Here is a 21,934-nt window from a genome sequence, read left to right as displayed (position 1 = left end):
GCAGCAGGCTCCGCCGGCCGGGGATTCTCTTGCTCTGCACGTTCAAGTCCGTCCATTCGTCGGGCCCCCGCCCCCGACACCCGTCGGGGTGTGGGCGTTGTACTGGCGAGACGTGAAACGGCGCGCGCACCAAGGAGGTTCACTCATGGCTTCACCGGGTGCGTGTTCAGGCCTTATGCAGGGCCGACAGCGAAACGACAGCGAGGTTTTACGCCTGCCTGATCTCGATCAGGCCAAGCTCTCGACACCGTCTGAACGACGGTCATCCGCATCCCGTACCCCTTTGCACACCCACAAATGCTTTCTTATGGAAGGAACGTCAGCATGACCAGCGATTCGTTCGAACCCGTTACGGCGCCCTCCCGTCGCACCGCGTTGGCGGCGGTCGGCGCGGCGGGACTCGCCGTCGCGCTGACCGCGTGTTCGTCGAGCGACGACTCGTCGTCGGACTCCTCGGACACCTCCGGCTCCACCACCACGGCCGGCGCGTCCACCGCCCAGGGTGACGCCGGTGGTACCGAACTGGCGAAGACCACCGACATCCCCGAGGGCGGCGGCAAGATCTTCGCCAGCCAGGGCGTGGTGGTCACCCAGCCGACGGCGGGCACCTACAAGGCGTTCTCCTCGAAGTGCACCCACCAGGGCTGCGCCGTGACCACCATCACCAACGGCGTCATCGGCTGCCCGTGCCACAAGAGCGAGTTCTCCATCACCGACGGCAGTGTGAAGCAGGGCCCCGCGACCCAGGCGCTGCCCGCCGAGCAGATCACCGTGACCGGGGACTCCATCACGCTGGCGTGACGGTCGGCCTCCCGCTGATGTGACGGTCAGCCGCGGCCCGCTCGGCGCGGTCGCTTGAAGCAGCCCAGCACCTCGTCCGTGGTCGCGACCGTAGCGACCAATGCGAGGGTGTTGCGGATCATCGCGGGGGTGTACTCCGAGGGCACCCCCGCGATGGCGTCCTTGGGTACGACGACGGTGTAGCCGCGGTTGACGGCGTCGAACACCGCGTTGGGGATCGCCACGTTGGCCGAGACGCCGGTGACGATCAGTGTGCGGCAGCCCAGGTTGCGTAACAGCGCGTCGACTTCGGTGCCCTGGATCGGTGACAGACCGTGCAGCCGTCGTACGACGAAGTCCTCCTCGGCGACCTCGATCGGGGGTGCCACGCGTACCGCCGCGGTGCCCGACAGCTGTTGGACGGGCAGGCGTTCGGCGGCGCGGAACAGCCGGGCGTTGTGGTTCGCGCCCCGGCCGTCCGGGCGGCGTTCGGCGAGCGCGTGGATCACCTGGACCCCGCTCTCGTGTGCGGCGGCGACCAGCCGGGCGACGTTGGCGAGCGCGCCCGACGAGCGTGCCGCGAGGGCGAGTTCGGGCAGCGCGCTGTCCGGGCCGACCACGCCCTGTTGACATTCGACGGTCAGCAGGACAGTGCTCACCGTGTCGAGGATCTCACTGAGTTGTGCGTGCGACGGCATGGCTCTCCCTTGTCGTCGACGGCCGGGGCGGGTGACAGTAACGAGCATCGCGTGCGTACGGAAGACGGCCGGCGCCCATCCGGCCAGTTTTCCTGACGAACCGTCAGAAGCGGCTGCCCGCCGCTCGTGCCGTAGCCGAAGGGGATCGCATGACCGCCACTCAGCGTCGAGGCCGGAAGATCATGATGACACCCGAGGAGCTGGACGAGTTCCTCGCCGCCGAGCGCACCTGCCGCGTAGCGACCGTCTCCGCGGACGGGGCCCCGCATGTCAGCCCGCTCTGGTTCGCCTGGGACGGCACCTCGTTCTGGCTGTACTCGATCACCCGCAGCAAGCGCTGGGCCGATCTGCGCCGCGACCAGCGCATCGCCGTGGTCGTCGACGGCGGGCACGCCTACGACGAGTTGCGGGGCGTCGAGCTGTCCGGGACCGTCGAGTTCGTGGGCGAGTCCCCGCGCACGGGTGAGCCGCATCCCGAACTCGTCGCGGTGGAGAAGCTGTTCGCGCAGAAGAACTTCGGCCTGGACTCGATGCCCTACGACGGCCGGCACGCGTGGATTCGGCTGACGCCGGACACGGTCACGTCCTGGGACTTCCGCAAGTTGGCGGCGCTGTAGGCGAGTTGCTTCCGGGCAGGCTGTCAGACGACCGTCTCGGCCGCCGCCCGAAGCGCCTCGACCGCGGCTCGGATGGAGGGGCGGCGGTCGGCGTCCGCGCGCCAGACGACGTAGACATGCCGGCGCACCCGCTGCTTCAGCGGGACGGTGACGACTCCGGCGGGCATCGGGCTGCGGCCCAGCAGGGGTGCGATGCAGACGCCCAACCCGGCTGCCACCAGCCCCAGTTGGGTGTGCGTCTCGGCGGCGCGGTGGCCGATGATCGGCTCGATGCCCCGGGAGCGCAGAGTGAACATCAGCCACTCGTGACAGAACTCGCCCTCGGCCCAGGTGATCCACTCGTCCTCGGCGAACTCCCCGAGGTCCACCTCGTCGCGGCCCGCGAGCGGATGGCCGACCGGCATCGCCACATCGGCGGGGTCGTCCAGGATCGGCGCCTTGACCAGACCGTCGGGCAGCGGCATCGGCTTGTTGTACCAGTCGAGGACGACCGCGAGGTCGAGATCGCCGCGCACGACACCCGCGATACCGCTCTCCGGCTCCAGTTCGGTGGAGCGGACGCGCAACGCGGGATGCCGGGCGCGCAGCGCGGCGAGTGCGGTGGGGAAGAGGCCGCGGGCGGCGGTCGGGAACGCGGAGAGCCGCAACTCGCCCACGACCTGCCCCCGTTGGGCCTCCAGGTCGGCCTGGGCCAGCTCCACCTGGGACAGGATCCGGCCCGCGTGCTCGGCGAGCAGCCGGCCGGCATCGGTGAGCCGTACCCCCCGCCCGTTCTTGGCGAGGAGTTGCTGTCCCACCTCCCGCTCCAGCTTGGACATCTGCTGCGAGACGGCCGAGGTCGTCACATGCAGCCCCTCGGCCGCGCCACTGACCGAGCCGTGCCGGGCCAGGGCGTCCAGGGTGCGCAGCCGCTCCAGATTCAACACGTAAGCGATACTACGAGATACCCGAAGCCGGATCCCGCTCGCGCTACAGGGTCACACCCTCACGCGTAACCGCGCATGGGCGTCCGGCCGCACGCGGAGGCGATCGCCTGCGCCAGCGGACCGGTCTCGTCGGCCGTCAGGGTCGAGACGGTGATCCGGATGCCGGACGGTGCGCTCATCCGGAAGCGGGCGCCGGGGGCGACGGCCCAGCCCGCGTGGAGGAGGCGGGAGACCGCGCCGGTCTCGTCCGGTACCGGGATCCACACGTTGAGGCCGCTGCGGCCGTACGCCGTGACCCCGTGGTCGGCGAGCGCGGCGATCAGCGCGTCCCGGCGACGGCCGTAGGCGGCGGCCACCGCCGGGGTGTCCACCGCGCCGTCCGCCCACAGCCTGGCCACGGCGCGCTGGGTGATCCGGCTGACCCAGCCCGGCCCCAGGCGCTGGCGGCCACGGACCCGGTCGAGGGTGACGGTGTCCCCGGTGAGCACGGCGAGGCGCAGATCGGGGCCGTAGGCCTTGGCCATCGAGCGGACGAAGGCCCAGTGGCGGGGGGCGCCGGCCAGCGGGTGCAGGGGCTGGTCGACGATGCCGTGGCCGTGGTCGTCCTCGATCAGCAGGGTCTCCGGATGCTCGCGGAGCACGGAACGCAGGGCACGCGCGCGCGTGGCGCTCACCACGGCTCCGGTGGGGTTCTGCGCCCGGTCGGTGACGATCAGGGCCCGCGCGCCGGACTCCAGCGCGGCGCGCACGTCGTCGGGGTGCGGTCCGTCGTCGTCGACGCGGACGGGGGTGACGCGCAGTCCGAGCGCCGGTACGAGGTCGAGCAGGCTGCCCCAGCCGGGGTCCTCGACGGCGACGGTGTCACCGGGCTTCAGATGGGCGGCGAGGACGCGCTCGACGGCGTCCAGCGATCCGGAGGCGACGGCCACGGGGCCGGCCGGCACGCCGTCCGCGTCCAGGGCGGCCCGCGCGGTGCGTGCCAGCTCCGGTTCGACGGGGTCGTCGCCGTACATGACCGGTTCGCGGTCGGAGAGCTCGGCGGCCAGGGTGAACGCCCGGACGAGGGAGGGCAGCAGGGCGGGATCCGGGTTGCCGTGGGACACCTCGCGCACCCCCTCCGGCACATCCACCCGGATGTGCTCGCGCCCGGTCGTGGCCGGCTTGGGCCGCACCCGGCTGCCACGCCGCCCGGCGGTCTCGATGACCCCGCGCTCCCGCAGGGTCCGGTACGCGGCCGCGACCGTATTGGGATTCACGCCCAGTTCTACGGCCAACTCCCGCATCGGCGGCAGCAGTTGACCCGGCTCCAGCTCTCCCGAGCCCACCGCGCGCTCGACGTCGGCAGCGATGTCGGCTGCGCGTCGCCCTTCGATCCGATATCCTCCTAGCACAAAGAACACTATGCACTAGTGCAATACATATCGCAACTCGACCCGGACACCGCCGAACACACGGAGAGCACCATGCAGGGGACCGCCTCACAGCCGACGTCACAGCCCGCCGCCTACACGCCGACCGACCTGACCGTCCCCACGCGCTCCGCGGAACGGGCGTCGTACGACAAGGAGTTGGTGCACGCGATACTCGACACGGCCTACGTCTGCCACCTCGGCTTCGTCCGCGACGGCCGGCCGGTCGTGCTGCCGACGCTGTTCGGGCGGGTCGGCGAGCGGCTGTACGTGCACGGTTCGACGGGTGCGCGCCCGCTGCGGATGACGGGGAAGGCCGACCCGGGGCTCCCGGTGTGCCTGACGGTGACCCACGTGGACGGTCTCGTGCTGGCCCGTTCCGCATTCCACCACTCGATCAACTACCGCTCCGTGGTGGTGCACGGCATCGCCCACCAGGTGACGGACCCCGAGGAGAAGCGGACGGCGCTGGACGCGCTGGTCGACCATGTCGTGCCCGGCCGCTCGGCGGACTCCCGGCCCGGCAACAGGAAGGAACTCGCCGCCACCATGGTGATCCGCCTCGACCTCGACGAGGTCTCCGCCAAGCTCCGCACCGGCGGCGCGAACGACGAGCCCGAGGACCTGGACCTCCCCCACTGGGCCGGTGTCCTCCCCCTGAACACCGGCTACAGCACCCCGCTCCCGAACGACGACCTGTCCCCCGGCGTCGAACTCCCGGACTACCTGGCGGTGTTGTGATGCTCATCCACCCCTGGGACGCGCCCCAGGACGACAGCGAGTGGCAACACTGGCTGGCCGCCCACGACTTCGGCCAACTCGCCGTCAACGGCCCGCCCGGCGAACCGCCGTTCGTCCAGCCCCTCCACTTCGCCTACGACCCCGAGCGCGGCGAGGCGGTCACCCACCTGGCCCGCCCCAACCCCCTGTGGCCGGCGCTGGAGGCGAACCCCCAGGTGGTGCTGAGCGTCGTCGACGACTACGTGTACATCCCCGGCCCCTGGCAGGCGGACCCGGACGTCCCACCGGAACACGGCGTGCCGACCAGCTTCTACGCGGCGGTCCAACTCCGTTGCACCGCCCACCTCGTGGACGACCCGGCCGAGAAGGCGACCCTCCTCAACCGCCAGGTCGGCCACTTCCAGCCCGGGGGCGGCTCCACCCCGGTCACCCCGGGCGAGCCACCGAACGGACGTCTGCTGTCCGGCATCCGCGCACTGCGCCTCGAAGTGACCGGCGTACGGGCCAAGTTCAAGTACGCGGGCAAGCGGTCCGCCGAGGTCCAGGACCGTATCGCGGTCGGGCTCGCGGGGCGGGGCGGGGTGCGCGACGAGGTGGCACGGGAGCATTTGCTGCGGCGGCGAGAGGGGTGAGGAGGGCCGCGATCTAGGCGGCTGTTTCCCGTGAGGACAGTTGCTCCCTCTCGGGGCCGCCGGTCGCGACCGGTTCCTCGGAGTGCTTTGCAGGGGCCGAGGACTGGGCGATGAGCGCGCCCAGCAGGACGACCGCTCCGCCGGTGATCTGGGGTGCGGAGAGGTGTTCGCCGAGGAGGATCCAGGCCAGTACCGTCGCGATGACCGCTTCGAGGCAGGCGACCACGCCCGCGACCTGCGGGGAGAGGCGGCGGACGGAGACCACTCCGGTGACGTAGGCCAGGACCGTGGCGACCAGGACGATCCAGGCGAGCAGGAGCGCGGCCGGGACCGCGTTGCCGTTCATGTCGGCGTCGCCCTTGAGGACGGACCAGTCCATGGTCCAGGGACGGGCCACGGCGGTCAGTACCAGGGCGCCGACGAGCAGGCCGTAGGCGATCACGCCGAGCGGGTCGGGCGCCTCGGTGCCGGCGTCGCTGCCCTGGTCGGACAGGACGAAGTAGCCGACCTGGCAGCAGGCCGCACCGAGCGCGAGCAGCAGTCCGACGGCGTCGAAGCTCAGGCCCGACCACACCTCGACGACGCAGGCGAGGCCACCGGCCGCGAGGACCACGCCGAGCGCGGCGGCGCGGGTGACCGGACGCCGCTGCACGAACCGGACCCAGCCGAGGACGAGGGCGGGTGCGAGATATTCGACGAGCAGGGCGACGCCGACGGGTATGCGGGAGATCGCAGCGAAGTAGCAGGCCTGGACGCCGGCGACGGCGAGCAGTCCGAAGCCGAGGAGCAGTGCGGGGCGGCTGCGTACGAGCGCGCGATGGCGCAGGGCGAGGGGCAGCATCACCAGGGCGGCGCCTGCCACCCGCAGCCACACCACGTGCAGTGGGTCGAGGCCCGCCTCGATCAGCGGCTTGGCCGCGACCCCCGATCCCCCGAAGGCCAGCGCGGATCCGAGCGCCAGACCGAGCCCGACACCCTTCGCACCACCGGCGGCACTGCTCTCAGACGTATGCACGGCCACATGATGACAGGGGACGACATGAGCGTCACCCCTGTTGACACCTGTCTCAGCGCGTGGACGACCGCCAGAGGGTCGGTCACCGGCTCGATCAGCAGCCCGTATCGCCGCCCGCGACGTACTCCCCCGGCCGGCTCTCGATCCACACCAGCACCTCGGGGGACTCGATGCCCGCGCGGTGGAGGACCTCGACGGCACGGGCCTCGGGGTCCGCGACGAGCGCCGCGAGGAGGTCGATGCCGTCGGCCAGGTCGCCGTCGCGGAGTTCGGCGCGCTCGCAGGCGTACTCCAGGGCACCGGCGGCCAGCGGCGACCAGCCCTCCGCCGCCGGGATCACGGGGATCGCGCCGGAGTCCTCGACGCTGCCCTGCCAGCGCAGGCCGTAGCCGATGCTGCGCTGCACCAGGTAGCCGAGCAGTCGGGCGATCTGGGGGCCGTCGCCAAAGACGGCACGCGCCTCGGGGTCCGACTCCAGGAGGCTGTGCAGCAGATGGGCCGTGTCGATCTGCCGGTCCCCGTCCCGCAGGGCCCGGCGACGGGCACCCGCCACCACCGCTGCCAGCTCTGCACTGAGCCTGGCATCGTTGTCCGCGCGGTGAATACCTTGCTCGCGGTTCGACTGCCTGGGAATACGGGGTTGCACACTCTCACCCCATCAGTCCCCCGCATTGAGGGCATCCCCGGAGGGGAGCATTTCGGCATCCCACACAGAGTGGACTCCGGGCGACGAGATCTCCTCCTTACGGATGAGATCTCGCGCTTCAACCCCGAGAGGCGCGCGCCGCCTTGCCGCGCGCCCCGTGCGCAACCGCCCTGCACCCGGCGTACGTCTTTCGCGAACATGGAGAGCAGGTGCTGGCTGGTGGCGTTGCCGGCGGTCGACGGCAGGCAGTACGTGTACCGGGTGTACGCCCCGGAGGACGCGCTGCCCGCCGACCTGTTCTGGGACGCGTGGCACTGCCACGACGAGAGCACTCACCCGCGCGCGTGGGACCTGTTCGACGCTGCGGTGATACGGCGCGTGGGCTGAGGGCGACGAGGGCGTGCCGCTCCGAACTCGGGTACCGCGGACACTTCCTGACGGTTCATCAGTATTGAATGTTGCGCGCCCTGCGGCTACGTTCCGCGACACCGTAGCCCGACAGCACCGTTGCCCGACAGGAAGAGGTGGTCGTATGGCCGAAATCAGCGCGGAGGCACGCATCGAGGCCCCGGCCGAGAAGGTGTGGACCCAGCTCACGGACTGGTCCGCGTACGGCGAGTGGAACACGACCCACACCAACTTCCCCAAGGGCGGCCCCGAGACCCTCGAAGTGGGCGCGACCTTCCAGGAGAACATGAAGCTGATGGGCTTCCCGGCGGAGGTCGAGTGGACCGTCGAGGAGGCGGAACCGGACCGGGTGCTGGCCATCCGCGGCAAGGGCCCGATGGCCGTGAACGTCGCCACGCGCTACACGCTCACACCGGACGGCGACGCCACGACGGTCCGTATCGACGGCGAGTTCACGGGTGCGGCGGTGACGTTGATGGCGGGCAAGCTGAAGGACTCGGGGACGGCCGCCCTGAACGAATCGCTGCGCAAGCTGGGCGGGCTGGTGGCCTGAGGACGGCGCCGGGGCACCGCAGGAACGGGAACGCGCACAGGGAAGGCGCCCCACGGAACTCCCGTGGGGCGCCTTGACCTGCTGCCCTTTCCGACCCCGAGGACATCAGTCCTCGTCGGCCAGGATCAGGTACAGCTTCTTGCGGGCGTCGTTGATGACGGTCAGCGCCTTCTCGCGCTGCTCCTTGCTGCCGGTCTTCCAGACCTGACCGAAGGCCTCCATCAGACCGAAGCCGGCCTGGCGGATCTCACTGAGGGCCTCCCAGTCGACACCGCGGGAAGCCTCTTCCCAGGGCGCGTCCGGACCTTCCTCGGCCGCGGTGCGGCCGGCGTCGGTGAGCGAGAAGAGCTTCTTGCCGCCCTCCGTCGCGCTGGCGATCAGGCCCTCGTCCTCCAGCAGCTGCAGGGTGGGGTAGACCGAGCCGGGGCTCGGCTTCCACGCGCCGCCGCTGCGCTCGGCGATCTCCTGGATCATCTCGTAGCCGTGCATCGGCCGGTCCTTGAGCAGGGCGAGGATCGACGCGCGTACGTCGCCGCGCCGTGCCCTGCCTCGCGGGCCGCCGCGTCCTCGTCCGCCCCAGGGGCCGGGACCGAAGCCCGGTCCGAAGCCGGGGCCGCCGGGACCGCCCGGGCCACCCGGACCGAAGGGTCCGAACGCCGCACGCCGTCCGTCGGGGCCGCCCCGGCCGCGCCGGGGGTGGCCTTCCTGTCCATGTCCACGCTCGTATCCGTGGGTACGCATCGCAATCACTCCATTCCATCGTTGATCTGTCGCGATGCGTCAACGATATATCGGAACTGTTCGGATGACAAGCCCCCGAGAAATCTCGGTTGCTCCGGACCCGGGCACATGGATAACTGGACGACCATGCATGCCGACCAAGTGGACGTGACCAGCGAAATCGTCGCGACCCTGATCCAGGAACAGTTCCCCCAGTGGAGCGGCAAGACGATCCGCCCCCTGGCATCGACCGGGACGGTCCACGCCATCTTCCGCATCGGGAACGACCTCTCAGCGCGTTTCCCCCTGCGTCTGGCCGACGCCGCCGAGGTGCTGGCGGTCCTCGAACAGGAAGCGCGGGCGAGCGCGGAGCTGGCACAGGTGTCCCGGTTCCCCACCCCGGAACCCGTCGCCCTGGGAAAGCCCGGAGCGGGTTACCCCCTGCCGTGGTCGGTCCAGACCTGGCTGCCGGGAACGGTCGCCATCGACGCCGACCCCAGTGGGTCGGACGCCTTCGCCGAGGACCTCGCGTCCTTCATCGCGGCCCTGCGGAACGCCGAGACACGGGGGCGGCGTTTCGACGGCGACAATCGCGGCGGCGTCATCGCTGACCACGACGACTGGATGGCGACGTGCTTCCAGGAGAGCGAGGGGCTGCTCGACGTACCCCGGCTGCGCCGGCTGTGGAGCCACTTCCGGGAGCTGCCCCGCACGGCCGCCGACGTGATGAGCCACGGTGACCTGATCCCCGGCAACGTCCTGGTCGCCGGAGACCGGCTCAGCGGCGTACTCGACACCGGCGGCTTCGGCCCGGCCGACCCCGCCCTGGATCTGGTCAGCGCCTGGCACCTGTTGCAGCCGGGCCCGCGGGAAGTACTCCGGCGGGCACTGGCCTGCGACGATCTGGAATGGGAACGCGGCAGGGCGTGGGCGTTCGAACAGGCCATGGGTCTCGTCTGGTACTACGTCGAGACCAACCCGACGATGAGCAGCATGGGACGCCGGACACTCGACCGCATTCTCGGGTCGATGGAGTGAGGCCGCCCCGACCGCCCAGCCGGACACCATCGGCCGCCGGGTCCTGCGCCGAACGTCACCGCAGCCCTACAACCACCGCGCCTTCCCCTGGACGGCCCGTGATCTTCCGAAGCAGATCGAGAAAGTCGCCGGACGATCGCCTCACCGAGAGGACGCGCGTTCCAGCAACCAGTCCTCGACCACCGCGAGGTCCGCACCGGTGAGGCCGGTCGTCGAATCCACGCGGTGGAGCAGGGCGTGTCCTCGGTGGTGGGCCGACACCCAGGTGCGGTCGAGGTCGGTGATCTCGTCGTCGACCCAGATGAAGGGGCGTCCCGCCGCGGCCCGGACGAGGGCTCGGGTCTTCCAGTTGAGTACGCCTGACTCGTACTCCTGCGGCGCCTCCGGCAGTTCGGCCACCGGAAGCCTCGGCAGCCCGAGGAGCGGGGACAGCACCTCGTTGGCGTCCGCCATCCACGCGGTGGCCCATGTCAACTCGCAGGGCAACGCCAGCAGACGCGGAACATGGCCTGTGTCGATCTTCGCCAGCTGAGGATTCGACGTGCCCTGCCAGTCCTCCCACCCTTGGGGGCTGGACGGAATCCGCGCCCCGCCGAGGGGCAGGAGCGTTCCGTCGACGTCCAGGAAGAACAGCGGGCGTTCCGCCCATTCGGTCACGGTCCTCTCCCCTGAAGTCGCCCGCATGACCGACCCCTCCCACCTCGCCGCCGACCACGTCCAACTCGTCAAGAATCCGGCCGAGTCGGCCCCGCTGTCACGTGCGATGCCGGCCGCCTCGGCCTGTCCCCGAGGATGGCCGAACCGGCGGCCGTCCTCGTGATCACCGCCCGGCTGATCCAGGAGCCCGCCACGGAATCGGTCCACTCCCCCCGAATTGGCCTTGGTCCGGCAGGCCAGGGAGCCTCTAGCGTCGGAGTATGCGGATTCGAATCGTCGACGCGTTCACCGACCGTCCCTTCGCCGGCAACCCGGCCGGGGTGGTGCTTCTCGATGCCTTCCCGGAGGGCGACGACTGGCTGCAGAAGGTCGCGATGGAGGTCAATCACGCCGAGACCGCGTTCGCGCACCGGCTGCCCGAGGGCGGGGCCGCCGACTGGGCGTTGCGGTGGTTCACGCCGGCCACCGAGGTCGCGATGTGCGGACACGCGACCCTCGCCACGGCCCATGTGCTGCACACCACCGGCGCCCACGAAGGCCCCGCGCGGTTCGCCACCCGCAGTGGTGTGCTCATCGCCACGCCGGCACCGGACGGGTCGATCACCCTCGACTTCCCGACCGCTCCGCTCACCGCCGTCGAGATCCCGGACGGTGTCGCCGAGGCCCTGGGTGCCGAGGCGCTGACCGCCGTCGACACCGGACCGAACATCGGCGACCTGATCGTCGAACTCGCCGACGAGAAGACCGTCGTAGGACTGGCACCCGACCACAAGGCGCTCGCCGCCTACTCCGAGCGCGGCATCATCGCCACCGCCCGCGCCGAAGACCCCACGCGGGGCTACGACTTCGTCTCCCGCTGCTTCTTCCCGAACGTCGGTATCGACGAGGACCCGGTGACCGGAAGCGCGCACACGGCGCTGGCTCCGTACTGGTCCGAGCGGCTCGGGCGCACCACCCTCACCGGGCTCCAGGCCTCGCCCCGGTCCGGGCTCGTCCGTACCGAACTGCGGGGCGGGCGGACCCTGTTGACCGGGCGCGCAGTCACGGTCGTCGACGGCGAACTGCTCGCCTGAGCCGCAACCAGCCCGCCCCTCAGGGGAATTACGCCGTCGGCAGCCAGCCCACCTTGCCCGCCAGCAGCGCGTAGCCGACGAACGCTCCGATGTCGAGCAGGGAATGCGCCACTACCAGGGGGCCCACGCGGCCCCAACGGCGGTACAGGTAGACGAAGACCACGCCCATCACCATGTTGCCGACGAAGCCGCCGATGCCCTGGTAGAGGTGGTAGCTACCGCGCAGTACGGAACTGGCCACCAGGGCGGTGCCCGGCGTCCAGCCCAACTGGCCGAGGCGGCGCAGCAGATAGCCCACCACGATCACTTCTTCGAGGAGCGCGTTCTGCATCGCGGAGAGGATCAGGACCGGGTACTTCCACCAGACGTCGGGCAGCGCCTCGGGCACCACCGTGAGGTTGAAGCCGAGACCCCGTGCGGCCAGGTAGAACGCGATGCCGGTGCTGCCGATCACGGCCGCGATGGCCGCCCCTCGGCCCAGGTCGGGCCAGGGCCGGGTGCGGTCGAAGCCAATCGTGCGCAGGCTCTCGCCCTCCCTGAGGAGGAAGTGCGCGACGAGGGCGACGGGGACGAGGGCCGACGCGATTCCGAACAGCTGCCAGGCGAGATCCAGCCATGGACGGCCGGGCGCGGCCGAGGCGTTGAGGGTGGCCGCCTGGTCCTTGAGACCGCCCGGTTTCGTGACCGATCCGACAAAGCTGATCAGGGCGGACACTCCACTCGCACCGAGCGAAAGCCCCAGAACGAGCAGTGCCTCGGACCGGAGAATCCGCCGTGTGGGCCGCTCCAGCGGAAAAGTTTCGGCCACCTGCCCTGCCTCCACCTGCACACCTGCCTTCAGTTCGGAAATCCCGCCTCATGCCCATCTTCGTCCCGCTAGGGTCTCGAAAGAACTTACGAAGATCGTGCGCGACAGGCCGTTGGGGGAGACGGAGGCACGAGGTTCAACAGGGAGGGGCACCACCGTCATGGGACGTCACAGCTTGCCCGATCCGCACCGGGCGGGCGGCAGCGACCCCCGTCCGCGGGTACGGCGCCGCAAGGTGGCCCTCGCCACGGTGCTCGTACTGACCGTCGCCGGCGGTACCGCGGTCGCGGCGCAGAGCGGACTGCTCTCCTTCGGCTCCTCCTGCCGCAAGGACGCGGTACGACTGAAACTGGCCGCCTCCCCCGACATGGCCCCCGCCCTGCGCGCGGCGGCCGGACAGGCCCGCGACGAGAACATCACCTCCGACGGGCAGTGCCTGAACATCTCGGTGACCGCCCAGGAGTCGTACAAGTTCGCGGACACACTCAAGTCGGGCAAGCACCCGGACGTACAAGTGTGGGTGCCCGACTCGGAGTTGTGGGTGAACCAGGTGACGTCGGGCGCCGACTCGGACGCGACGGAGGCGACACCCGCGGGCAACGTCGCCTCCACCCCTGTCGGCGTGGCGATGGTGCCGGCCGCCGCGAAGTCGCTGGGGTGGCCGCAGAAGACGTACACCTGGCTGGACCTGGCCGGTGCCACCCTCCAGGACGACTCGCTGCGGCTGGGCGCGGCCGATCCCGCGCGCAGCGCGACCGGACTGCTCGCGCTGACGGCCCTGAGTACGGCCGCCGCCAAGGTCAAGGGCGGTGACACGCAGGCGGCGGCGATGATGAAGACGTTGTCGCAACGGATCTCGGACACCGACAGCCAGGTGCTGGACACCCTGCCGCGCGACTCCTCGGGCACCGAGCAGGGCAATCCGAAGCGCAACCAGGCGCTGGTGCTGAGCGAGCAGTCGGCGTTCGCGTACAACGCGTCGGCCGACGGCGGCGGGAGTCTCGACCTGTTCTATCCGAAGGACGGTTCCCCTCGGCTGGACTACCCGTACAACCTGGTGGACCGGGAGCGGCTGACGACGGACGAGAGCCGGGCCGCGATCCGGTTCATGACGTATCTGAGCCAACCCGCGCAGCGGAAACTGATGGAGAAGTACGGCTTCCGCACGGACGACGAGGACGCGCCGAAGTCGGTGATCGCCAAGGCCGGCGGGAGCAGTCCGCAGCCGTACGCCGTGGCGCCCGCCGAGCCGGCCTCCGACGCGGCGCTCCAGGAGGCGCTGGGGACGTGGACGATCACGGTGCAGAGCGCGCGGATCACCACGGTCGTGGACGCGTCGTCGTCGATGTCGGAGTCGGTGCCGGGGACCGGGCAGTCGCGGATGGACGTCACCAAGGCGTCGCTGCTGCAGGCGCTGGCCACGTTCACTCCCGAGGACGAGATCGGCCTGTGGGAGTTCTCCACGAAGCTCGACGGCAACAAGGACTACCGCGTCCTGGTGCCCACCGAGCGGCTCGGCGACCGCGTGGGCGGCGGCACCCAACGGGACCGGCTGTCGGCGGCGTTCGGGAGCCTGAAGCCGGTACCGAACGGGGCGACAGGGCTCTACGACACCACGCTCGCCGCGTACAAGGCGGCCACATCCTCCTATGCGGACGGGAAGTTCAACGCTCTGGTGATTCTGACCGACGGGGTCAACCAGGACCCGGGCAGCATCTCGCGGACCACGCTTCTCAAGGAGTTGCGCCAACTCGCCAGCCCTGAGCGGCCGGTGCCGCTGATCATGATCGCGGTGGGTCCCGAGGCCGACAAAGAGGAGGCCCGGCAGATCGCCGAGGCGACCGGCGGCTCGGGCCACGAGGTGAGCAACCCGGCGCAGATCCAGTCGGTGATCCTCCAGGCCATCGTGGCGGCGGGCGCGGCGGGCGCCTCCGCCGACACGGGCTGAAACAACGGCGGTTCACCCCAGCGGTGCCGGTTCCGGCAGGCCCACCGGCCAGGTGTGGACCGGCTCGCCGAGGTGCATCAACTCGCTGTAGCGGCGGGTGGTGGCGGCCAGTGCGGCTTCTCTGGTGAGGCCTTGTTCGAGGGCCTGGTGGAAGGTGGCGGACTGCCAGGTCGCGCCGTTGGCCCGGCGGCGGCAGCGTTCGTCGATCACTCCCAAGTACAGGTCCCGGTCGGCCGGTTCGACCCCCCACGCGTCAAGACCGGCCTCGGCGAGCGGCAGCAGTTCGTCGCGTACGAGGGCCACCGCGTCGATCTCGGTGGTGCCGCCGAGCCGTCCGCGCCGGGGCCAGACGAGCCGGGCGTCGATGCCGTGGCGGCACGCGGTGTCGAAGTTGGCGGCGGCGGCCTCGAAGGGCAGCCGGGTCCACACCGGCCGCGACTCCTCGGCGAGGGCGCGGACGACGCCGTAGTAGAACGCGGTGTTGGCGATGACGTCGGTGACGGTGGGTCCGGCCGGCAGGACGCGGTTCTCGACGCGGAGGTGCGGGACGCCGTCGGCGATGCCGTAGACCGGGCGGTTCCAGCGGTACACCGTGCCGTTGTGCAGGACGAGTTCGGCGAGGGTGGGGATGCCGTCCGCGTCGAGCACGTCGAGGGGGTCCTCGTCGTCGTGGATCGGGAGCAGGGGCGGGAAGTAGCGGAGGTTCTCCTCGAAGAGGTCGTACGCCGAGGTGACCCAGCGCTCGCCGAACCAGGTGCGGGGGCGGACGCCCTGGGCCTGGAGCTCGGGCGGGCGGGTGTCGGTGGCCTGTTGGAAGAGCGGCGGGCGGGACTCGGGCCACAGCTCACGACCGAACAGGAAGGGCGAGTTGGCACCCACGGCGACCTGGACGGCGGCGACGGTCTGGGCCGCGTTCCACACGTCGGCGAAGCGGTCCGGGGTGACCTGGAGGTGCAACTGCACGGAGGTGCAGGCGGCTTCGGGTGCGATGGAGCCGGAGGTGCAGGTGAGGTGCTCGACGCCGTTGATGTCGAGGACGAAATCCTCGCCCCGGGCGGCCACGATCTGCTCGTTGAGCAGGGTGTAGCGGTCGACCGCGGAGAGGTTCGAGGAGACCAGGTCGTCCCGGTCGAGCGTGGGCAGAATGCCGATCATCACTATTCCGGCGTCGACCTCGCCCGCTTTCCGGTGGGCATATGCCAGGGACGTGCGGATCTCCTCGGCGAGCCGGTCGAATACCCGGCCCTCCAATCGATGTGGGGCAATGTTGACTTCCAGATTGAACATGGCGAGTTCTGTTTGGAAATCTCGGCTTGCGATGCGTTCGAGGACCTGTGCATTCAGCATTTTCGGCATGCCGTCGGCGCCGGCGAGGTTGAGTTCGATCTCCAGCCCCATGAGGTTCCTGGGGCGGTCGAACCGCTTCTCCGCCAGCAGCCGCTCCAGTCCCGCCAGGCACCGCCGCAGCTTGGCGCGGTAGCGCTGGCGGTCCGCGAGCTCGAACGGCCCCGCCACGACCTTCTCCCCCACGATGCACCACCTCCTCGTCCCGGGTCAGGAAGGATGATGCCCAGACCTGGCGATCGATAACGTCCCGCGACGGCCCGGCGCCCGCTACTCTGGTCCGAAGTGACCCGCGGCACATTCACGAGGCATGGGGCGATGCGCGGTTCCGCGCACAATGCGGGCCTCGTGAAAAACGCCGACGAGAATTGGCCGACCGCATGGGTGACATATCCCGAGGTCATCGCCGTTTACCCGGTTCGGAACCGGGATGATTCCCGCGAATCGCTGGCCGAATGGTCCCTTGTTGTTCATACGGGAAACGGTTAGACGAAACACCGTCAGAACACGTGTCGTATAAACTCCGCGAACAAGGCAGAAGGTTGGTGCCCACGGTCATGGTCCTGCCGTCGAGGTGACGTGCGGCAGGCCGTACGCATGTTCACAGCACCCCCGGCCCCCGCCTCTCTGACCCCGAGAGCTGACAGCGCCGTCCGCCCCCGTCCCGCCCTCGCGCCACCGTGCCTGTCGAATGAGAGGCGACCCACCATGCCGCTGCATGTCCCCCCGGCTCCCGCGCCCGCCCTGCGCTCCGTTCTCACGGCACTCGGTTCCCCCACCGCCGTCCGCGAGGCCCGAACGCCATCCCTGCGCGCCGCCCAGGGACCCGCCACACCCGAACTCCCGTTGCCCGTCCATGTACTGGACCGCGTCGCGCCGGAGGGGACCGCCGTCACCTCGCTGGCCGGGTGGCGTTTCCTGATCCGCTGCGGTGACCGCGCGGTCGCCGCCGCCGAGACGATGCTGACCCCCGACGGCTGGGCGTTCTCGCACTTCTTCGAGGGCCCCTACATCGCCGCCACCGAGCGGGCGCTGCGCCAGGCGGAGAACATGAAGGGCGCCTACCAGCCGCGCCTGCTGTCCGTGCCCGGCCTCTACATGCTCACACTGTGGCTGCACGGCGATCTCACCGCGGACGGCGCCGACGGCCACCCCGCCGCGACCGATCTGCTGGTCCCACTGGCCCCGGCACCCCCCGGCATCGCGGCCCACCGTCCGCACCGGGTCGCCGAGTTGCTGCCGGTGCTGACTCATCGGGTGACTCCGGCGCCACTACTCAGTTCACCCGCCTGACTTCTCTCCGCTGTCACCCCCGTACCCCGCCGCCGAATTCCCGGTAGCGGGGTACGATCGCGTTTCCGATCCTCTTTATGTTCGTATCGCTCGTACGAGCAGGAAAAAGCTCGTACGAGCCGGGAATTGGGCTGAACCGTCCGCGCGGGTGATGCGTCATCAACCTGTGAGAAGCGGTGCCGCTAAATCCCTGCGGATTGACGCCCGTGGGGCAACACTGGGTTCGGACCGACTCAACACCACGGGGGACGGACATGACCACAACAGAGCGAGAGATCCCACCAATGTGCAAGCACCAGCCACCGTGTCCCACAGCCGAATCTGCCGACCGGGAATCCGCCCGTCTCACGGCGCACCACCCGGAACAGGGCTGGAGCCTGCTGTGCAACGGCGTTCTCCTGTTCGAGGACACCGGTGAGCTCCTGCCCGACGGCCAGATCATCGCCCCGCACCGCCAGGTGATGACTGCCGCTTGAGCAATTCAGGGACATGAGGGGCCGGCCGCACACACGAGGTGCGCACCGGCCCCGACGCATATCCGGGGTCAATCACTCCCCGTAGTCGACCGCTGTCCGAGTGCCTCCCCGAGTGCGAAATACTCGAACCAGTCGAAGGCCGCCGCGCCCTCGCTGACATACATGCCGATCACGCGCCCGGTGAAGCCCCCGGCGACCTGGGTGGAGAGATAGCGGCCGTCCAACTCGGCCAGTTCTACGGCACCTTCGGGGCCCTCCACGGAAAAGGTGAGAGTGTCCGGCCCGCGCGTGCCGGTGTCGGCCGTGCCGATGTCGACGGCGAGGGTGACCGGGCCGGGCGGTACCGGTTGCTCCGCGACCCGCTGCCGTACCGGGCCGATCCGCGCGAGCACGCTCACCACTCCCCCGGCGATCTCGATGTCGTAGTGATGGGACTCGTCCATGCGGACGGAGAGTCCGGCGCACCCGGAACCGGGGTCGACGCGGACCGCCGCCCGGCAGTCGGGGTGTTGCTGCCGGCGTCCGAGGAAGGCGGGGCCGGCCTGCGCGGCGAGAGTCAGCCAGCCGGGCCGTCGGGTCAGCGACCAGCTGTCGTCCGGCCTGTTGCGCGGGGAGATCCAGGAGAAGGCGAGGGTCGGGGCGTCGAAGTCGTCGCGTACCGGCGGGAGTTGGAAGGGATGCCAGGCCGTCGGAGCCGGGTGCTGTTCCCGCACCGGGCCGACCCGGGGCCAGCCGTCCACCCACTCCACCGGGGTCAGGAACGTCTCGCGGCCCAGCACGTGGAAGCCGGGGAACCACCCCCGGGGCCGGGTTCCGAGCAGCACCATCCACCAGGTGCCGTCGGGGGTGGTGACCAGGTCGGCGTGGCCGGTGCTCTGGATGGGGAGGTCGGTGCTGCGGTGGGAGAGGATCGGGTTGGCGGGGGCCGGCTCGTAGGGGCCGCGCGGGGAGCGGGCGCGGGCGATGGAGACGCTGTGGCCGTGTGCGGTGCCGCCCTCGGCCAGCAACAGGTACCACCAGTCGCCGACGCGGTACAGGTGCGGGGCCTCCGGGTGCTGGAGTCCGGTGCCGGACCAGACCGGGAACGGGCCCTCCAGGACCTTGCCGGTCGCCGGGTCGATGCGGGCCACTTTCACCCCGGCCACGGCACACCAGCAGTTCCCGTCCTCGTCCCAGGCCAGGTCGGGGTCGATACCCGGCAGGTCGACGAGCACCGGGTCCGACCAGGGACCCTCGGGGCGGTCTGCGGTGACGAGGAAGTTCCCCCTGCCGCGCACATCGGTGGTGATCAGGTGGAAGCGGCCGTCGTGGTGGCGGAGGGTCGGGGCGTAGATGCCGGCCGAGGCGGGGGTGTCGTCCGGCAGGTCCAACTGGCTCGGCCGGTCAAGGGCGTTGCCGATCTGGCGCCAGTGCACCAGGTCCCGGCTGTGGAAGAGCGGGACGCCCGGGAAGTACTCGAAGCTGGAACACGCAAGGTAGTAGTCCTCGCCGACCCTGCACACACTCGGGTCGGGATGGAACCCGCCGATGACCGGGTTGTCGTACGTCCGCATGTGTCCCCGTCCCTCCGTCCGGCCCGTTCTCGAAAGTTTCGGGCCGATCTACGAACCTTACGGAGCGGGACTGTAGGTGGGTCCTTCAACTGGGGCAAGAGCGGGGGCGAGTTGGAGACTGAGCACCATCGTGAGGCCGCCACCGGGTGTGTCCTCCGCGCTGAGCGTGCCGCCGAGCGCCTCGGTGAAGCCGCGGGCGACGGCGAGACCGAGGCCGACTCCTGCGCCGCGCGGGGCGTCGCCGTAGCGCTGGAAGGGTTCGAAGATGCGGTTCTTCGCCTCGTCGGGGACTCCGGGGCCGCGGTCGACCACGCGGATCTCGACGCGGTCGGCGATGGCACTCGCCTTGACCAGTACGGGAGTTGCCTCCGGGCTGTACTTCACAGCGTTCTCGACGAGGTTGGCCACGGCCCGCTCAAGGAGCCCGGGGTCGACGGCCACCATGGGCAGCGTCTCCGGGATGTCCAGTTCGACGGTGTCCTCGGGGACTCCGCCCAGCGCCATCGGGACGACCTCGTCGAGGTCCACCTCGCGGATCATCGGGGTGACCGTGCCGGTCTGCAGACGGGACATGTCGAGGAGGTTCCCGACGAGGTTGTCCAGGCGGTCGGCGCCGTCCTCGATGCCGGCCAGCAGCTCCGCCCGGTCCTCGTCCGACCAGGCGACGTCCTCGGAACGGAGCGAGGTGACGGCCGCCTTGATGCCCGCGAGGGGGGTGCGCAGGTCGTGGCTCACGGCGGCCAGGAGAGCCGTGCGGATGCGGTTGCCCTCCGCCAACGCGCGGGCCTGGTCGGCCTCTTCGCGCAGCCGGCGGCGGTCCAGTACGACGGCGGCCTGCGCGGCGAAGGCGGCCAGGACGCGGCGGTCCTCGGCCGGGAGCACCCGGCCGGAGAGGGCGAGGGCCATGTGGTCGCCGACCGGTACGTCGACGTCCGCGTCCTCGGGGTTCTGGCAGGGGCGCGGGCCGACGCTGCCCGCGCAGGTCCAGGGTTCGACGTCGCTCGCCCGCTCCAGCAGAGCGGCCGACTCCATGCCGAAGGTCTCCCGGACCCGCTCCAGAAGCGCTTCCAGGCTGGTCTCGCCGCGCAGCACATTGCCCGCGAGGAAGGAGAGGATCTCCGACTCGGCGCGCAGCCGGGCCGCCTGATGGGTGCGCCGGGCCGCCAGGTCGACCACCGACGCGACGGACACCGCCACGGCCACGAAGATCGCGATGGCGACGATGTTCTTGGGGTCGGCGATGGTGAAGGTGTGCACGGGCGGGGTGAAGTACCAGTTCAGCAGCAGTGATCCGACCGCCGCCGAGGCCAGCGCGGGGAAGAGTCCGCCGAGCAGGGCAGCCGCCACGGTCAGCGAGAGATACAGCAACATGTCGTTGGCCAGGCCCACTTCGGGCGTGACACTGCTCAACAGCCAGGTCAGCAGCAGCGGTCCGCCGATACCGGCCAGCCAGCCCCAGACGATCCTGGCCCGGCCGAGCCGCGCGCCCCGGTTCACGGGCAGTCCGCGTCCCTTGCCCGCCTCGTCGTGGGTGATCAGGTGGACGTCGAGGTCGGGTCCCGAGTCCCGGGCGACCGTCGAGCCGACGCCTGGCCCGAAGACGTACTGCCAGCCCTTGCGGCGGGAGACACCGAGGACGATCTGGGTGGCGTTCACCCCGCGCGCGAAGTCCAGCAGCGCCACCGGGATGTTCTCGCCGACGACTTGGTGGAAGGTGCCGCCCAAGTCCTCGACGAGAGTGCGCTGTTGGGCCAGTTCCTTCGGGGAGGCGGAGGTCAGGCCGTCGCTGCGGGAGATGTAGACCGCCAACACCTCACCGCCCGCGCCCTTTTCGGCGAGCCGTGCGGCCCTGCGGATGAGCGTGCGTCCCTCCGGACCGCCGGTCAGCCCTACGACGATCCGTTCACGGGACCCCCAGATCGCCGAGACGCGGTGTTCGCTGCGGTACTCCTGGAGGTAGGCGTCGACCCGGTCGGCGAGCCAGAGCAGCGCCAACTCCCGTAGCGCGGTGAGGTTTCCGGGACGGAAGTAGTTGGAGAGGGCCGCGTCGACCTTGTCCGGTTTGTAGATGTTGCCGTGTGCCATCCGGCGGCGCAGCGCGGGCGGCGACATGTCGACCAGCTCGATCTGGTCGGCGCGGCGGACGACTTCGTCCGGGACGGTCTCCTGTTGCCGTACGCCGGTGATGGACTCGACGATGTCGCCCAGGGACTCCAGGTGCTGGATGTTGACGGTCGAGATGACGTCGATGCCGGCGGCGAGGAGTTCCTCGATGTCCTGCCAGCGCTTGGTGTTGCGGGACCCGGGGATGTTGGTGTGCGGCAGCTCGTCGACGAGGGCCACCTCGGGGTGCCGGGCGAGGACCGCGTCGACGTCCATCTCGCTGAACGTCGTGTCCCGGTACGCCAGTTCCCTGCGCGGGATCTCCTCCAGGCCATGCAGCATCACCTCGGTGCGCGGCCGGTTGTGGTGCTCGACGAACGCGACCACGCAGTCGGTGCCCCGCTCGATACGGCGGTGCGCCTCGGACAGCATCGCGTACGTCTTGCCGACGCCCGGTGCCGCGCCGAGGTAGATCCGGAGCTTGCCGCGTCCCATG

The 21,934-nt window shown here is 70.4% G+C and carries 23 protein-coding genes; 12 read left to right on the top strand and 11 right to left on the bottom strand.

Annotated elements, in window-relative coordinates; all coding sequences use genetic code 11:
• Window positions 1-324: 324 nt before the first annotated feature.
• Window positions 325-801: a Rieske (2Fe-2S) protein gene (locus tag OC490_RS33365; RefSeq protein WP_019071071.1), complete on the top strand. Its 477-nt coding sequence runs from the start codon at window positions 325-327 to the stop codon at window positions 799-801.
• A 26-nt stretch (window positions 802-827) separates the two neighbouring features.
• On the opposite strand, the gene OC490_RS33360 is transcribed toward OC490_RS33365, so the two are convergent.
• Window positions 828-1,478 (bottom strand): cysteine hydrolase, encoded by a 651-nt coding sequence (locus OC490_RS33360; protein ID WP_262061754.1) that lies wholly within the window; start codon window positions 1,476-1,478, stop codon window positions 828-830.
• A 149-nt stretch (window positions 1,479-1,627) separates the two neighbouring features.
• On the opposite strand from OC490_RS33360, the gene OC490_RS33355 reads away from it, so the two are divergent.
• On the top strand, window positions 1,628-2,095 hold the full coding sequence (locus OC490_RS33355) for a pyridoxamine 5'-phosphate oxidase family protein (RefSeq protein WP_262061753.1): 468 nt from the start codon (window positions 1,628-1,630) through the stop codon (window positions 2,093-2,095).
• 23 nt (window positions 2,096-2,118) lie between these two features.
• On the opposite strand, the gene OC490_RS33350 is transcribed toward OC490_RS33355, so the two are convergent.
• Complete coding sequence (locus tag OC490_RS33350) at window positions 2,119-3,021, bottom strand: LysR family transcriptional regulator (protein ID WP_262061752.1); 903 nt, start codon at window positions 3,019-3,021, stop codon at window positions 2,119-2,121.
• Between the two features lie 59 nt (window positions 3,022-3,080).
• On the bottom strand, window positions 3,081-4,412 hold the full coding sequence (locus OC490_RS33345) for an aminotransferase class I/II-fold pyridoxal phosphate-dependent enzyme (protein WP_262061751.1): 1,332 nt from the start codon (window positions 4,410-4,412) through the stop codon (window positions 3,081-3,083).
• A gap of 72 nt (window positions 4,413-4,484) precedes the next feature.
• On the opposite strand from OC490_RS33345, the gene OC490_RS33340 reads away from it, so the two are divergent.
• Both OC490_RS33340 and OC490_RS33335 read left to right on the top strand, forming a co-directional pair.
• Window positions 4,485-5,171, top strand: a complete 687-nt coding sequence (locus tag OC490_RS33340) for a pyridoxamine 5'-phosphate oxidase family protein (protein ID WP_262061859.1) — start codon at window positions 4,485-4,487, stop codon at window positions 5,169-5,171.
• Entirely contained in the window at window positions 5,171-5,803 is a 633-nt protein-coding gene (locus OC490_RS33335; protein WP_262061750.1) for an FMN-binding negative transcriptional regulator, read from the top strand. The genes OC490_RS33340 and OC490_RS33335 overlap by 1 nt, the downstream gene beginning before the upstream one ends.
• Window positions 5,804-5,816: 13 nt before the next feature.
• Here the strand turns inward: OC490_RS33335 and OC490_RS33330 are convergent, their stop codons facing one another.
• Window positions 5,817-6,824: an EamA family transporter gene (locus OC490_RS33330; RefSeq protein WP_262061749.1), complete on the bottom strand. Its 1,008-nt coding sequence runs from the start codon at window positions 6,822-6,824 to the stop codon at window positions 5,817-5,819.
• An 88-nt stretch (window positions 6,825-6,912) separates the two neighbouring features.
• The gene (locus tag OC490_RS33325; protein ID WP_262061748.1) at window positions 6,913-7,464 is read right to left on the bottom strand and encodes a Clp protease N-terminal domain-containing protein; all 552 of its coding nucleotides are present in this window, start codon (window positions 7,462-7,464) and stop codon (window positions 6,913-6,915) included.
• Between the two features lie 219 nt (window positions 7,465-7,683).
• On the opposite strand from OC490_RS33325, the gene OC490_RS33320 reads away from it, so the two are divergent.
• Together OC490_RS33320 and OC490_RS33315 are read left to right on the top strand one after the other, a co-directional pair.
• Window positions 7,684-7,851, top strand: a complete 168-nt coding sequence (locus OC490_RS33320) for a hypothetical protein (RefSeq protein WP_262061747.1) — start codon at window positions 7,684-7,686, stop codon at window positions 7,849-7,851.
• 145 nt (window positions 7,852-7,996) lie between these two features.
• Window positions 7,997-8,425, top strand: a complete 429-nt coding sequence (locus tag OC490_RS33315; protein WP_262061746.1) for an SRPBCC family protein — start codon at window positions 7,997-7,999, stop codon at window positions 8,423-8,425.
• A 105-nt stretch (window positions 8,426-8,530) separates the two neighbouring features.
• Here OC490_RS33315 and OC490_RS33310 read toward each other — a convergent pair whose 3' ends face one another.
• Window positions 8,531-9,166: a PadR family transcriptional regulator gene (locus OC490_RS33310; protein WP_026178907.1), complete on the bottom strand. Its 636-nt coding sequence runs from the start codon at window positions 9,164-9,166 to the stop codon at window positions 8,531-8,533.
• 126 nt (window positions 9,167-9,292) lie between these two features.
• On the opposite strand from OC490_RS33310, the gene OC490_RS33305 reads away from it, so the two are divergent.
• Window positions 9,293-10,183 (top strand): aminoglycoside phosphotransferase family protein, encoded by an 891-nt coding sequence (locus OC490_RS33305; RefSeq protein ID WP_262061745.1) that lies wholly within the window; start codon window positions 9,293-9,295, stop codon window positions 10,181-10,183.
• A 141-nt stretch (window positions 10,184-10,324) separates the two neighbouring features.
• On the opposite strand, the gene OC490_RS33300 is transcribed toward OC490_RS33305, so the two are convergent.
• Window positions 10,325-10,840 carry a hypothetical protein gene (locus tag OC490_RS33300; RefSeq protein WP_410099207.1) on the bottom strand — a complete coding sequence of 172 codons (516 nt, stop codon included), beginning with the start codon at window positions 10,838-10,840 and terminating at the stop codon, window positions 10,325-10,327.
• Between the two features lie 25 nt (window positions 10,841-10,865).
• Here OC490_RS33300 and OC490_RS33295 point away from each other — a divergent pair, with 25 nt between their 5' ends.
• Both OC490_RS33295 and OC490_RS33290 read left to right on the top strand, forming a co-directional pair.
• Complete coding sequence (locus OC490_RS33295; protein WP_262061743.1) at window positions 10,866-11,003, top strand: hypothetical protein; 138 nt, start codon at window positions 10,866-10,868, stop codon at window positions 11,001-11,003.
• Between the two features lie 97 nt (window positions 11,004-11,100).
• A complete protein-coding gene (locus OC490_RS33290; protein WP_262061742.1) occupies window positions 11,101-11,913 on the top strand; it encodes a PhzF family phenazine biosynthesis protein in 813 nt (270 codons plus the stop codon).
• A gap of 28 nt (window positions 11,914-11,941) precedes the next feature.
• On the opposite strand, the gene OC490_RS33285 is transcribed toward OC490_RS33290, so the two are convergent.
• A complete protein-coding gene (locus OC490_RS33285; RefSeq protein ID WP_262061741.1) occupies window positions 11,942-12,742 on the bottom strand; it encodes a CPBP family intramembrane glutamic endopeptidase in 801 nt (266 codons plus the stop codon).
• Window positions 12,743-12,881: 139 nt separating this feature from the next.
• On the opposite strand from OC490_RS33285, the gene OC490_RS33280 reads away from it, so the two are divergent.
• Window positions 12,882-14,669 (top strand): substrate-binding and VWA domain-containing protein, encoded by a 1,788-nt coding sequence (locus OC490_RS33280; RefSeq protein WP_262061740.1) that lies wholly within the window; start codon window positions 12,882-12,884, stop codon window positions 14,667-14,669.
• Between the two features lie 12 nt (window positions 14,670-14,681).
• Here OC490_RS33280 and OC490_RS33275 read toward each other — a convergent pair whose 3' ends face one another.
• On the bottom strand, window positions 14,682-16,199 hold the full coding sequence (locus OC490_RS33275; protein WP_262061739.1) for a glutamate-cysteine ligase family protein: 1,518 nt from the start codon (window positions 16,197-16,199) through the stop codon (window positions 14,682-14,684).
• A 522-nt stretch (window positions 16,200-16,721) separates the two neighbouring features.
• Between OC490_RS33275 and OC490_RS33270 the strand changes: the two genes are divergently transcribed.
• Window positions 16,722-17,306, top strand: a complete 585-nt coding sequence (locus OC490_RS33270) for a hypothetical protein (protein WP_262061738.1) — start codon at window positions 16,722-16,724, stop codon at window positions 17,304-17,306.
• A 284-nt stretch (window positions 17,307-17,590) separates the two neighbouring features.
• Window positions 17,591-17,782: a DUF5999 family protein gene (locus OC490_RS33265; protein WP_043667998.1), complete on the top strand. Its 192-nt coding sequence runs from the start codon at window positions 17,591-17,593 to the stop codon at window positions 17,780-17,782.
• A gap of 68 nt (window positions 17,783-17,850) precedes the next feature.
• Here the strand turns inward: OC490_RS33265 and OC490_RS33260 are convergent, their stop codons facing one another.
• Together OC490_RS33260 and OC490_RS33255 are read right to left on the bottom strand one after the other, a co-directional pair.
• A complete protein-coding gene (locus OC490_RS33260) occupies window positions 17,851-19,335 on the bottom strand; it encodes a glycoside hydrolase family 43 protein (RefSeq protein WP_262061737.1) in 1,485 nt (494 codons plus the stop codon).
• Window positions 19,336-19,392: 57 nt separating this feature from the next.
• Entirely contained in the window at window positions 19,393-21,933 is a 2,541-nt protein-coding gene (locus OC490_RS33255) for a sensor histidine kinase (protein ID WP_262061736.1), read from the bottom strand.
• Between the last annotated feature and the right edge of the window lies 1 nt (window position 21,934).

The organism is Streptomyces sp. STR69, assembly GCF_024519455.1.
Classification (GTDB): Bacteria; Actinomycetota; Actinomycetes; order Streptomycetales; family Streptomycetaceae; genus Streptomyces.
Note: the sequence above shows the minus strand (reverse complement) of the source record. Positions and strands in the feature narration are given on the sequence as shown.